At 39.8% G+C, this 13,426-nt stretch carries 7 protein-coding genes; 1 reads left to right on the top strand and 6 read right to left on the bottom strand.

The features are described 5' to 3' along the window. Positions 1-61 precede the first annotated feature (61 nt). Positions 62-3,760: a two-component regulator propeller domain-containing protein gene (locus ACXACJ_RS10795; RefSeq protein WP_475134378.1), complete on the top strand. Its 3,699-nt coding sequence runs from the start codon at positions 62-64 to the stop codon at positions 3,758-3,760. Positions 3,761-3,767: 7 nt separating this feature from the next. On the opposite strand, the gene ACXACJ_RS10790 is transcribed toward ACXACJ_RS10795, so the two are convergent. The 6 genes from ACXACJ_RS10790 to ACXACJ_RS10765 all read right to left on the bottom strand — a co-directional run bounded on the left by ACXACJ_RS10790 (position 3,768) and on the right by ACXACJ_RS10765 (position 13,304). Further along, positions 3,768-4,925, bottom strand: a complete 1,158-nt coding sequence (locus tag ACXACJ_RS10790; protein WP_475134377.1) for an efflux RND transporter periplasmic adaptor subunit — start codon at positions 4,923-4,925, stop codon at positions 3,768-3,770. Positions 4,926-4,935: 10 nt separating this feature from the next. Next, entirely contained in the window at positions 4,936-9,264 is a 4,329-nt protein-coding gene (locus ACXACJ_RS10785; RefSeq protein ID WP_475134376.1) for a CusA/CzcA family heavy metal efflux RND transporter, read from the bottom strand. 76 nt (positions 9,265-9,340) lie between these two features. Then, on the bottom strand, positions 9,341-10,714 hold the full coding sequence (locus ACXACJ_RS10780; protein ID WP_475134375.1) for a sensor histidine kinase: 1,374 nt from the start codon (positions 10,712-10,714) through the stop codon (positions 9,341-9,343). Beyond that, positions 10,711-11,379, bottom strand: a complete 669-nt coding sequence (locus ACXACJ_RS10775; protein WP_475134374.1) for a response regulator transcription factor — start codon at positions 11,377-11,379, stop codon at positions 10,711-10,713. Before ACXACJ_RS10775 ends, ACXACJ_RS10780 begins: the two co-directional genes overlap by 4 nt. An 84-nt stretch (positions 11,380-11,463) precedes the next feature. After that, complete coding sequence (locus tag ACXACJ_RS10770) at positions 11,464-12,870, bottom strand: PAS domain-containing sensor histidine kinase (protein ID WP_475134373.1); 1,407 nt, start codon at positions 12,868-12,870, stop codon at positions 11,464-11,466. Beyond that, positions 12,870-13,304 (bottom strand): response regulator, encoded by a 435-nt coding sequence (locus ACXACJ_RS10765; RefSeq protein ID WP_475134372.1) that lies wholly within the window; start codon positions 13,302-13,304, stop codon positions 12,870-12,872. The genes ACXACJ_RS10770 and ACXACJ_RS10765 overlap by 1 nt, the downstream gene beginning before the upstream one ends. Positions 13,305-13,426: the final 122 nt, after the last annotated feature.

The following is a 13,426-nucleotide window of genomic DNA, read 5'->3' as shown; positions in this document are numbered from 1 at the left end:
ATGCTTTGAAATCCAGTCAACATGCCAAATGTAACTTTCAACCTCATTAGTGGGGTGGTGTATGAAGTTAAAAAAGCTGTTTGTCTGTTTGTTGCTGCTATTTTTTCAGTTCGCAGAACTTAGTGGGCAGAACATTAAGTTCCAGAATTTTTTGGTAGAAGAAGGCCTTTCTAACAACTCCGTAAACAGTTTGGCGAACGATTTATCAGGAGCACTTTGGATTGCTACTTGGGACGGCCTTAATTTTTTTGACGGAAAGAATTTCGAAATCTTCAGAAATAACCCTGACAACTCCACCAGTTTGCCAGGTAATTATGTCTACAATTTGATACTAGATGGGCAAAAGAGGCTTTGGGCAAATGCTTCGGTCAATTCTGTGAGTTTGATGATGAAGAAGGGCGTTTTCCAAAACTTTGTTTTCAAGGATGATGTCGATATGCTCGGCTTAGATCAAAATGGAAATTTAATAATTCGAACCGCTGGCAAGCGAATGGTTTATGATGATGCGAATGGCTTTCAATTTTGCGAAAGTTGTTCAGTAACCGAGGCCGATAAAACGCAGCTTAATAGCCTTTTGGAAAGAGCTCATCCGAATGTCAAAATTTTAGATGTTCATACCGATAGAAGAGGGAATATTTGGTATGCGACTCTCAAAAACGGACTCTTTGTGTTGCCCATGGACCAGACTAAAAACGGAGCTCCTTTGTTCCATCAATATTTAGCCGATCCGTCCAATCCCTACAGCTTAAGAAGTAACGAGATTTATGATATTTCTGAAGATGTGTTCGGAAACGTTTGGCTAGGGTTGAAAGATGGAGGAATCAGCATGGCGTTCAAAAATTCTGACCGCATTTTTTCGGTTTATTCTCATCCTAAAAAGAACCCGAACTTGCCAAACGAAACCATTCGCGCCATTACTCAAGATCCGCAAGGAAGAATTTGGCTAGGGTATTACAACGCGGGGTTGTACTTCAATACTAAAAACAACGAAGCTTTTCAGGAATTTAAAGTTGATTTTCCCAATGAGAATGACAACTGGAAGCGAATCCGAAGCCTTTTTACCGATAGCAAAGGAGATGTTTGGGTAGGTACTTACGGTGGTGTGATTCGAATTTCAGAAAGTAAACCTCCGGAATTTTTCACGGTAGCGAAACATCCTTTTTTAGCTCAATCTAGAAACTATGATTTTTTTGAAGATAGAGAAACCAATGAACTTTGGGTGGCCTGTTGGGGTGGTTTGGCGAAGTTTAGCTATGAAAAACAAGAATTTGTGCCCTTTTCAGGTAGTGAATTATTGACGGATTATCATGTGCGTCAGGTGTATAAATCCGGAGAAGCAATTTACTTGGCAACAGAACACAATGGCCTCATCCAGTTTATTGAAGGCAAAGTTGAGGTGATTGATAGCCGACAAGGTTTGTTGGATAACAGCATTTACGCCATTTGGGAAGATGACAGCAACCACAATTTATGGTTGGGTACTCTTTCTGGAATTTCGATTTATCATCCGGAAAATGGGCTGGTTCAAAACTTGACCAGAAAGGATGGGCTTTCGAGCCAGTTTGTTTACGGATTGGTTGGCAGTGGTGATAAAGTTTGGGCCAGCACCACTAATGGTATTGGGATTATTGATCGTAAAACGCTGGAAATAACAACACTGCCATGGCAGCAAGGATGGCAAGGCCCGGAATTTTCTGAAGGTGCTTTTTACCAGAATAATCTGGGCTTTATTTTTTTTGGTGGAGTGAATGGAATGAATTATTTCCATCCTCAACAAATCGATATTGTTGAAGATTTGCCGTTGATTGAGCTTCAAATTCCTGTTGATTTTGAAGAATTGTTAGCTGATAATGACGCTTATGTTGATGTTCAGATTGTTTCGTTTAGTGAAAATCCCAACAACAAAATCATTTACAGAATTAAGGATTCCGAAGAAACAAGCTGGTATGAATTGCCCGAAAATAGACGCATTAAGCTTAGCGGTCTCAAAGCTGGTGATTATTCGTTAGAAGTAAAGAACTCACTTTCTAATTCACCGAATAATCAGCAAAGCGTGGTTTTTAGCATCCCCAGACCCTTTTGGAAATCCACTTTATTTTGGCTTTCTGTGATGGCCATATTCACTGCTGTGATTCTCGTGTGGCGATTTCAGAGTATCAAAGCAGCGCAAAAGCGTTTGGAGAGAAAAATTGAAGAGCGAACACATTTGATTAAACAACAAAAGCAAAGACTTGAATTGGCAAATGAGGCTTTGGACGGAAAAAATCAAGAAATCTTAAATCAAAAGGCCGAACTATTATCTCTGCACCAGCGCAACAAGGATGGAGATTTTGAAATGGAAAGGTTCAAGTCCTTCTTTCTTGATCAATTTCACAGCCCTTTAAATGAATTGAAAAAGGGTTTTGAACAGCTCAAAGTCAGAGAAAAAAAGGAAAAGGAAAAGCTGGATTTTCTTCTCGATTCAATTTTAAGAGAATTAAACGACTGGAATAAAGCTGGAGAATTAGATCAACTCCATACGCCTGGAAAATCCATGACCTTACTTGTGGATCTATTCCAAAATATCGAACTCAGTCTAAAATCCCTGCTGAAGAAGTATGGCGTTCAGCTTGAAACAGAACTTCTTTTGAAACCGCAATGGGTCGAACTAGATGTGTTTCAATATAAACTTGCTATTGAATATCTGTTTCGCGAAACGGTTAAATATCTCAAAGAAGGATCGCGAGTTACTATGAAGGTGAGTTGGGTGCAAGATGATTTGAGTTTTGAAATCAAAGTTTCGAATAAACTCTTTCTGAGCAATTTTGAAGAAATATGGCTTTTTAGCCCATATATCAACAGCTGTAAAAAAATGCTTGAAAACATGCAGGGTAGAATTTCATTCGAAAAGGAAGATACCGCTGTTAAAATGGTGCTTGAGTTGCCCATAACTCATTTACACAACGAACCTGAAAAGGTGAATTTTAAGCATTGGAAACATTTGGAATTGGCAGGTTCTTTAGATGCTAATAAACCCACTTTGCTACTTTTTGCGCAAAAATACGAGTTGGATACGCTTATTAACATGATTGATGATAGGCGTTTCAATGTGATTGTAGAAGATGACGAACGTATGGTTCGTTCTGCTATTGAGCAAATGCGAATTGATGTAGTGGTGCTTTACAATCTGAAGATTGATAATCATTTCACCGAAATGGTAAAAGGCTTGAAAGATCAGGATCAAACCGCCATTGTATACCTGCATGATGGGCTAGGAGAGAAGAATAATGAATGGCTCTTGCTCGATATTGGAATTGATAAGCTTATTGAACTCCCTGTAAGCAGGTCTTATATAATCAAACAAGTGGCTTCGTTGGTGGAGGCCAAAAGAAATCAACCTTCGGAACAACATAAATTGGCCGCTCTGTTGGTTGGCAACGAGCAAGATTCTCCGTTGAACCCAAATGAAAAATTGGTTCAAAACGGCTTGCAAATCATCAAGCAAAATTTAGATAATCCTGATTTTAAAGTAGAAACGTTAAGTGAGCTTTTGGAGCTCAGCAAAATCAAATGTTATCGCGTATTTAAAGAATGTTTAGATACGTCTCCATCCGATTTAATCATCCATTTGAGGATGCAAAAAGCTGAAGGCCTCTTAAAGAATAAGTCACTTAACGTTGCCGATGTCAGTTATAAATGCGGTTACAACGACCCTAAATATTTCAGTAAGCTCTTCAAAAAACATTTTGGTGTATCTCCAAAGAGCTTTAGAGAGCGATAATTTACGCTTACTCCAAAATCAAATTAAATGCTCCTTTAGTCAAGAATTCAGTGTTGCTATTGAAAGCATTGGTATTCAAAATTGAGGTATAACCATTATCTGTGCCTTTCACCTGAACTTCTTTTTTAGTGAAAGTTATTTCTCCGTTGGCTTCTGCTGATTTAACAAGAACGAAATAAGTGTTTTCCATTTCAACAATTGCTTCTGATGGTAAAGCAAGCATTTCCGAAGTATTGGTCATGATTTCAGCTTCTACAAACATACCAGGTAAAAATAGCTTTTCTTCCTCTTCGCTATTCATATGGCAATGAACCAATACTGATCTTTTTTGTGGATCAATGGCCTTGTTGATTAGTGTAATATGTGCCATGAAGTATTTGCTAGGGTTGTTTTCCAACTTAAATCTTACACTTTGATTGAGCTGTAGTTTAGGGATGTCTCGCTCAAATACATTCAATTCGATGTGCATATGATCGGTGTTGGTAATGGTTACGGCCACATCGCTCGGATTCAGAAACATGCCTTTGCTCGCTTCAACATTGGTAACAAAGCCACTAATAGGAGATTTTACGCTGATTATTGAAGTCAAATGATTTGGCTGAACACTTTCTGGATCGATATTCATCATTGAAAGCCTTTTCTTCAAAGCTTCATATTTGGCCGAAGCGACTTCGTAATCAGCTTCAGCTTGTAAGAACTTCTTCTGCGAACTCACCTTGTCTGCTGCCAAGTTTTTCTGCCTTTCATAATCCGATTTCAGAAATGCCAGTTGCCCTTTTACTTCCAGAAATTGCTCTTGGGTGATTACATAAGAAGGATTTTCTAATGTAAAAAGGGTTTGTCCTTTGGTTGTGGTTGAACCGGGCAAAAGCTCGATTTCCTTTACATAGCCACCGAAATAAGCGCTTACAGAAGCTCGGCCTCCCGGAGGTACATCGAACATACCGGTGGTATGAATTGTCTCAGAAAACGATTTGGTCTCCAACTTTCCTAATTGCATTTCGGCCGCTTTGAATTGCGAAGCAGAAATCACAATGGTATTTGGGTCGGTACTTTCTTCTGAAAGCGTTTCATTTTCTTCCGCTTGACTAGAACCGCATGCCGTCATTGCACCAAGGCTCATAAGAAGTAAAAAGCTGTATATGTTTAGACTTTTGAATTGCATTTGGCTAGTATTAGTATTGAGTGATGTAGTTGATTTCCAGAAGAGTTAAGTTGTATTGAAATAGATTTTCCAGATAGGTCATTTCTATGTTTTTAGCATTGTCGAGTAATTGGACGTACTGTAAAAAGTCAATTTCTCCATTCTCAAAGGCTTTAGAAGCGTTGCTAATCAATTGTTCCGAAAGCAGATGTCCTGATTCTTGGTAATAATCTATCGCTTCTTGGAATTGATTTAGATCCGAATGAAGTGCTTCGAATTTGGCTTTTAGCTGAGTCTTATAATTGTCATACTCCAGTTCACTTATGGTCATTTGAGTTTTAGCAGCGGCAATTTTAGCCTTATCGGCTCCGAACCAAAGTGGAATTCCCAATCCTGCCTGAACGCCCGTATAGGTTCTTGCATTCAAACCATTGTTGGTACCTTGAAAAACGTTCAAGTGCAAATCAGGCAGCATTCTTTGCTTTTCGAGCTTCAGGGTTTGCTGTGAAAAGTTTTGCATGGCTTCCCAGTATTTTAAACCAGGGTGGTTTGCGGTGTCGAGTGCGGTAATATTCAAAAGAGGCAACGCTTCAGAAACCACTAGGTATTCCGTGTCAGATTGAAGCCACTGGTAAAGTTGAGTGTAGGATTTTCGTTCTTTTTCTAGGCTCTGCTGAAGCAAAAGCCCAAGCTCTTTTTGCTTTGCTTCAGCAGTTAGTTTTTCTAAATAGTTGCTTTCTCCTTCTTCGAATTTTCGCTGAGCCGCATAGTTAAACTGTTGATAGAGGTTATCTAAATACTGGTAGTTATTGGTGACGTTTTTCCAGTACACAACGGTATAGTAAGCTTTCGAAACTTCCTTGCTAATAAGCCTTTGTTCTATGGCCAATTGTTGTTGCGAAAGCGCCACTTTACCTTGTTGCACTCTTTTTTGTGCGCCATAAACGAGAGGAAACTTCATAGTCTGGCTCAGTCCCCAAACATTTAGAGCTTTTCCATTCAGTGCAATGTTATTTTGGTCGTAGCCATAAAATATCTGAGTCTTATCTAAATCGAAAGTGCTTTTTATCAATTGCTGATTCTGATTGACGCGCTCAGTCGATGCCTTAATTCCAGCATTGTTTTGCAGTGCAATGTCGATGGCTTCTTCAACAGTAATGGTTTTTTCTTGGGCCTTTGTGGGAGCCATAAAACTGAAGAAGGCTATGATGGTAATAATTGCAGCTCTTGGTATAGATTGGGTTTTCTTTTCTGCAAAAAGAGCATACAGAACGGGTAAGACCACCAAGGTAAGAATGGTGGCAGTAATCAATCCGCCAACAACTACGGTAGCTAAAGGACGTTGCACCTCCGCTCCAGCAGAAGTGGAAATGGCCATAGGTAAAAAGCCCAAAGCAGCAGCTGATGCAGTAAGTAAAACTGGTCTCAACCGCTGTTGGGTACCCACAATAATACGCTCGTTAATATCTTTATAACCTTGTTCTTTGAGCTCTTTAAAGTGTTCAATCAAAACAATCCCGTTGAGTACGGCAATTCCGAAAAGGGCAATAAAACCAACTCCTGCAGAAATACTGAAAGGAAGATCGCGGATGTAGAGTAGCAGAACGCCCCCCACAGCTGCTAACGGAATGGCACTGTAAATCATAAGGGCTTCTTTCACTGAATTAAAGGCAAAGTAGAGCAGAACGAAGATGAGAATTAGCGCTACCGGTACAGCAACCATTAATCTAGAACGGGCAGATCGTAGGTTTTCAAATTGACCTCCGTACTCAACTGTATAGCCAGGCGGTAATTTGATTTTATTGTCGATGATTTGTTGAACATCGCTTACAACGGATTCCAAATCTCTATTTCGAACATTTACACCCACTACAATTCTTCTTTGTGTGTTATCTCGCGAAATTTTTGCGGGGCCTTTTGTGTAACTGATTTTAGCGAATTCGCTCAAAGGAACTTTGTTCCCATTGGGAAGAAGCACACTTGATGTTTCTATATTCTCGATGTCTTGGCGGTGTGACTTATCATATCGAACTACCAAATCGAATTGCTTTTCACCTTCGAAAACTGTTCCAGCTGGCATTCCGGCAAAACCCATGGTGATCAGTCGGTTAAGGTCTTGAATGTTGAGGCCATATCGAGCGATTTTCTGACGGTCGTATTTTACCGACATCTGTGGAAGGCCTGCTACTTTTTCTACCGTGATATCTGCCGCACCTTCTACATTTCTAATGGCTTTTTCAACTTCTAATGCTTTTGTGTACAGCATGTCCAAATCTTCTCCGAAAATTTTAATAGCTAAATCAGCACGAACACCAGTAATCAACTCATTAAAACGCATTTCAATTGGTTGGGTGAACTCAAAATCAATTCCGGGTAGTTGGGCCGTCAAGGCTTCTTTGAACTTATCAGCCAATTCATCTTTGGTTTCGGCAGAAGTCCATTCGCCTTTTGGGTTCAGCTTGATCATTACGTCACTTTCTTCCATAGACATAGGGTCCGTAGGCACTTCCGCAGCACCGATTCGCGTTACCACTTGATCTACTTCTGGAAATTTCAGTAACACTTTTTCCATTTGAGTGGTAGCTTCAACGGTTTTGCTAAGCGAGGTTCCTGTTTTCAACACAGGTTGAATTACAAAGTCTCCTTCATCTAAGGTTGGTACGAATTCTCCTCCCATTTTTGAAAAAAGAAGGGCCACAACAACCAGAAGAGCTACTGCAGCTCCCAATACGATTGTTTTTTGTCTCAAAGCCCATGTGATTGTTGGCTTGTATTTTCTTTCCAAGAAACTAATAAGCCTAGATGATAAAGATCTTTTCTCAGGGTTTGAAGGTTTTAAAAAGAGAGAAGCTACAACAGGAACGTAGGTAAAGCAGAGAATCATGGCTCCGATAAGGGCAAAGCAGAAAACCAGAGCCATAGGCCTAAACATTTTGCCTTCTACATTGGCTAAAGAAAGAATCGGTATGAAAACGATGATGATAATGAGCTGGCCAAAAACTGCCGAGCGCATCATTTTAGTAGCTCCTTTGAAGGTTATGTTATCAATGAAACTTCTTTTTTCACTTTTGGAAAGGTTCACCATGGCCATTCGCTCATGAGTGATTTTATAGGCGATGTATTCGACAATAATTACTGCTCCATCAATGATAATTCCGAAGTCTATGGCGCCAAGGCTCATCAGGTTGGCATCCACTCCAAAAATGTACATCAAACAAAGAGCGAATAACAAGCAAAGTGGAATAACCGAGGCAACTACAAGCCCTGAACGTAAATTGCCTAGTAAAACCACAACAACGAAAATTACGATCAAACATCCTAAAATCAGGTTTTCGGCAATGGTAGCGGTGGTTTTGTCAATTAATTCGCTTCGTTCTAAAAATGCATTGATGCGAATACCTGGAGGAAGTGATCTTTGCACTTCGGCTACTCGTTCTTTTACCGCATCGATCACGGCTTTTGAAGCAGCACCTTTGAGCATCATTACCTGACCTAGAACTTTTTCGCCTTCTCCATTTCCGGTAATGGCTCCAAAGCGATTGGCGTGTCCAAATCCCACTTCGGCAATATCTTTCATATACACCGGAATGTCTTCGCGCGTGGTCACCACTATGTTTTCAATATCAGGAATTGAGCTTACCAAGCCTTCACCTCGAATGAAATAGCTTTCGTTTCCTTTTTCGATATAAGATCCACCCGCAATGCTGTTATTCTTTTCCAGCGCATCGTAAACTTGATCTACCGAAATGTTCATTGCTCGAAGTCGTTCTGGATTCACAGCAACTTCATACTGCTTTAAATAGCCTCCCCATGTGTTAACCTCTACAACTCCGGGAATCCCAGAAAGCTGGCGTCTTACTACCCAATCTTGAATCGTACGAAGGTCAGTGATGTCATATCGGTCTCTATATCCTGGTTCAACATCAATAATGTATTGGTAAATTTCCCCCAAACCCGTAGTGACTGGTCCCATGAAAGGCTTACCAAAATCAGCTGGTATCTTTTCTTCCGCACTCTTAATTTTTTCCGCAATAAGCTGACGCGGTAAATACGTGCCCATTTTGTCTTCGAAAACCACCGTAACTACAGAAAGACCAAATTTGGAAACCGATCTGATTTCCTTTACACCTGGCAAATTTGCCATTTCCAGCTCCACAGGGTAGGTGAGGAACTTTTCAACATCCTGAGTAGCCAGATTTTTTGAAGTGGTAATAATTTGAACTTGGTTGTTGGTGACATCGGGAACGGCACCAATCGGTATGTTTGTGAGTGAATAAACACCAAAGCCCACCATTATGGCCGTAAAAAGTAAAATGATGAGCTTGTTTTTGAGGCTGTATTCTATGATTTTTTCGAGCATCAGGATCTATAACTGTCGTGCCCTAAAGGTATCATGAGCCTTCTAAGTGAATTCTGAATAAATCCTTAAGATTTCCTTAAAAAATGACGGTGAATGTAGTGCCTTTATCCAATTCGCTCTCTACAGAAAGTTGAGCGCCAATGGCATTAGCTGCTTTTTTAGAGATGGAAAGCCCTAAGCCTACTCCTGTGATTTGCTTATGATTTAAAGCATCAGATCGGAAGAAAGGGTTGAATAAATGCTGAATATCTTCTCGTTTAATCCCAATGCCAGTGTCTTGGATTTTGCAAATGGTTCTTCCTGATTCAGTTCTTACATGGATATTTAAATGTCCATTGGGTAATGAATATTTGATGGCATTGTTGATGATGTTATCCAAAATAAGATTAGAGCAGTAATTAGGAATGAGCGCTTGTTGATTAGAAACATCGTTGAACTTAACGTTGATGCTTTTATTCGATATTTCCTGATGATGGCGTGAAAGAATATCATCAATCAGCGTGACAATTGGCACGTGAGTTTTTTCATCGAGCCTATTGCTAGTGTCGAAGCGAGCGAGCAGAAGAAGTTGCTCAACCATCGAAGTCATTCTATCGATTTCGGTTAAGCTATATTCTACTTTTTCTTCATATTCAGGTTGGGTGCGCGGTTTTCTAATCAAAATCTCCAAAGTGCCACGCAAAGCCGCAAGGGGAGTTCGAAGTTCATGAGAAGCATCGGAAGTGAATTGTCTTTCGCGCTGAATGGCGTTTTCTATTCTTTGCAAAAGCTCATTAATGGCCGAAGAAAGTTCAAAAAGTTCATCTCTATTTGCCGGTAATGGAACCCGCTCATTCAGGTTGTTCTTAGTAATGTTATTGGTGGTTTTAATAATAGTTTGAATCGGAACAATACTTCTACCCGCCAAATAACTAGAAATCAAAAAGAGCCCAATCAGCACAATAGGATAGGAGATGAGCAATGTGTTTCTCAGATTTTTGATTACCATATTGGCACTTTCCAGCGACATGGCAGCCAAAATATAACCTTGAATTTCGCCATTTCTTTCAATAGGAACTTGGGCCTGGCGAATACTTCTGTCAATCAATTTTGTGGTAAAATTGTCACCCATTTTCTCGGTTAGCACCAAAGGCAGTTGTTGCTCTTTAAGGTTAGGAGATTTGTCCATCAAATTTCCATCCTTATCAATCAATTGTAGAAAAACCGGGCTTACCTGAACTTCCCTATGTTCGCGTTCTTCCCATTCGGCTTTATTGGAAAAATACAGGCTGTCCGTTTCCATGGCCACTTCCTTGGTGTGCTTTTGCGCCTGATAAGAAAGGTCGCGATCTAGGTTGTGATATACGGTGTTGCGAACCGTTACAAAAACAGTAAGAAAGGCAATGGCCGTAATAATGGCCGTAGCCACTATGAAATAGAGTGCAATTCTGTTTTTGAAATCGAGCTTCATATTTCTTTGGCTATATAACCGATTCCTCTTACCGTTTGAATGTAGTTTTCCGATTCGCTGAGCTGAAGTTTGTTGCGCAATGCATTGATATAAACATCAATAACGCCTGTGTTATAATCGAAGTGAATGTCCCAAACGGTTTCGATGATGCGAGTTCTGCGGCAAACATTTCCTTTATTTCTAAGCAGGTATTCTAAAAGAGCAAATTCCTTTTTCGTGAGTTGAATTTCTTGCTCTCCTTTGAAAACCTGATAGGAGCGAGTGTCTAGGGTAATGGGGCCAAGTTGAAGTTTTAAGTGTTCTGTGTCGTCAGGCCTTAGTTGTACTTTTATGCGTTCCAGAAGTTCTTCAAAATGAAAGGGCTTTTTGATATAATCGTTAGCACCCGATTGAAGACCGAAAATGGTTTCCTGAACGGTGTCTTTAGCTGTGAGGAAAATGACTGGCGTTCTGCTGAACTTCTTTTTGAACTGCCTACAGATTTCAATTCCGCTAACACCCGGAACCATCCAATCGAGTAAAAGCAAATCGTAAACGCCTGAAAGCGCCATTTCAAGTCCATCGTTACCATTTTCAGCAACGTCTACAGAGAAAGTTTCTTCTTCTAAACCCTGCTTTACGAAATTGGCTATGCCAGGCTCATCTTCTACAATCAGAATCCTCATGCTCCAAATTTATGCTTTGTCTTCAGAGAGATTGAGTTTTAATGTCTTAAAGTTTGCTTAAAACTGAAACTAAACGGGTGTGTGCTAGTAGATTGGCACAACAATATCCATTACTGTGCCTTCAGAACTCGACTGAATATTCAGGCTTCCACCAGTAGAGCGAATGCGAGATTCTACGGATTTCAAACCAAAGGCTTTTTGTTTTCCGTCTTCCATTTCAACTTTAAAACCGACTCCATTATCGGTGATGGAAAGTGTGGCTAGTCCATCAAAACTATAAAGGGAGATTTGGGCTTCCGTAGCTTTTGAGTGTTTTATAATGTTATTGATGGCTTCTTGGCTGATTCTAAAAAGAATCAATTCAATATGTTGGGGCAAACGGTGATCGTCCAAATTATGTGTGAAAGTGAAGTCAATTACGCCATCGTATTGGTCGAGTAATTCGTTGATAGCCATCACATATCCTAAATCTTCAATGACTTTAGGCATTAACTCATGAGCAATACTTCGCGCTTGTTTTATGCCCATCTGAAGAATCTGAAAGCCTTTTTTAAAGCGGTTTTGATTTGATTCGTCAAGCTGGTGAAGGTTCTTTTGTAGCGAATCAAACTGCATAAATGAGGCTACAAGCGTTTGTTGCAAGCCATCATGAATATTTAAAGAAATGCGTTTTCTTTCTTGATCTTCTACCTTTTGGGTGATTATCATCAACTCTTGTTGGGCCTCCCTTTTTTCGGTAATGTCTAGCGCTAGAATGATTTTGGCTTTTCGCCCATTATGAAAGAAAGTGTTGCTTCTTAGGTCTACAAATATGATTTCGCCATTCTTCTTTCTGTGTCGAAATTCACCGTGGAATCGAGACGAATCCCTGTCGGGCCTGTTAATTACTTCCATCAGGCGTGGAACATCTTCTTCGGGGCGAATATCCTTTATCGTCATTGAAAGAAATTCTTCATTGCTATAACCATAATGAAGAATGGCAGCTTCATTTACATCTATGAATTTCAACGTTTCGGCATCATAAACCCACATGGGGTGCGGGCTCAAATGGAAAAGATCGGAATAACGTTGTTCAGACTGTTTGATGTCGATCAAACTCTTTTGACGCTCTATGCTGTAAACCAAGCTTTTATAGAGAATTAAAGCGTTTAGTTCATCTTTCAATAAATAATCCGAAGCTCCCATACTCAATGATCGAATCGAGAATTCAAGGTCGGTATGGCCAGTTAAAATGATTACAGGTAAGCTTTGCGCGTGTGCAATAGTTTCTTTGATCAGACTTTCACCTTCGAGATCAGGAAGGCTCAAATCCAGAAGAATAGCGTCAATTTCATGTCCATTACCCAAGATTTCCTGAGCCTCTTTAAAGCTTTTGGCACGCATGATATTTGGTGCCAAAATAAGCTCGTGCAAGTATTCTTGAATTAGAAAGAAATCTCCCGCATTATCTTCAACTACCAATAAGTTGTAAGGCTTTCTGTCTTTAATCATCAGGATATGGTGCTAGGCAACGAAACTACATTGACCCAAAAATTTTCTATTGAAGTTACAGCGCTAAGAAAACTGGCTACGTCTACTGGTTTGGTAATGTAGCAGTTGACATGATTTTTATAAGAGAGCATGATGTCGTCTTCAGAAGAAGAAGTGGTAAGCATGATCACAGGGATATGCTTGGTTTTTTCGTTCTTTTTTACGGTCTGAAGAACTTCATGACCATTTTTCAAAGGCAGATTTACATCCAATAAAATCAGATCCGGAGAAGTTTCATGCTCGTATTTATTTTTTTTGAAGAGGAAATCCAGAGCTTCTTTTCCATTTCTGGTTACAGAAATCTTATTCACTAGCTTGCTGTCTTCAAAAGCTTCCGTAGTTAGAATAATATCGCCCTCGTTATCTTCTACTAATAATATGTGGATTGATTTCATGCCCTGATTCCCTTGCCTACTTGTTTGGAAAGTTAAGGTTGTGCCGTTTTCTAAAACCAAACTTTCGATTTATACTGATAATATCGGTCTTTTTTATGAAAAACTTTAGTAAGTGTGAAGAG

The sequence above is a fragment of the Roseivirga sp. AWQ4_251 genome (genome assembly GCF_056158225.1).
Note: the sequence above shows the minus strand (reverse complement) of the source record. Positions and strands in the feature narration are given on the sequence as shown.

What these genes read in the sequence shown, in the direction of transcription:
- ACXACJ_RS10765 (WP_475134372.1), bottom strand. Translation starts at nt 13,304, where the DNA reads ATGAAATCAATCCACATATTATTAGTAGAAGATAACGAGGGCGATATT.
- ACXACJ_RS10785 (WP_475134376.1), bottom strand. Translation starts at nt 9,264, where the DNA reads ATGCTCGAAAAAATCATAGAATACAGCCTCAAAAACAAGCTCATCATT.
- ACXACJ_RS10790 (WP_475134377.1), bottom strand. Translation starts at nt 4,925, where the DNA reads ATGCAATTCAAAAGTCTAAACATATACAGCTTTTTACTTCTTATGAGC.
- ACXACJ_RS10795 (WP_475134378.1), top strand. Translation starts at nt 62, where the DNA reads ATGAAGTTAAAAAAGCTGTTTGTCTGTTTGTTGCTGCTATTTTTTCAG.
- ACXACJ_RS10775 (WP_475134374.1), bottom strand. Translation starts at nt 11,379, where the DNA reads ATGAGGATTCTGATTGTAGAAGATGAGCCTGGCATAGCCAATTTCGTA.
- ACXACJ_RS10770 (WP_475134373.1), bottom strand. Translation starts at nt 12,870, where the DNA reads ATGATTAAAGACAGAAAGCCTTACAACTTATTGGTAGTTGAAGATAAT.
- ACXACJ_RS10780 (WP_475134375.1), bottom strand. Translation starts at nt 10,714, where the DNA reads ATGAAGCTCGATTTCAAAAACAGAATTGCACTCTATTTCATAGTGGCT.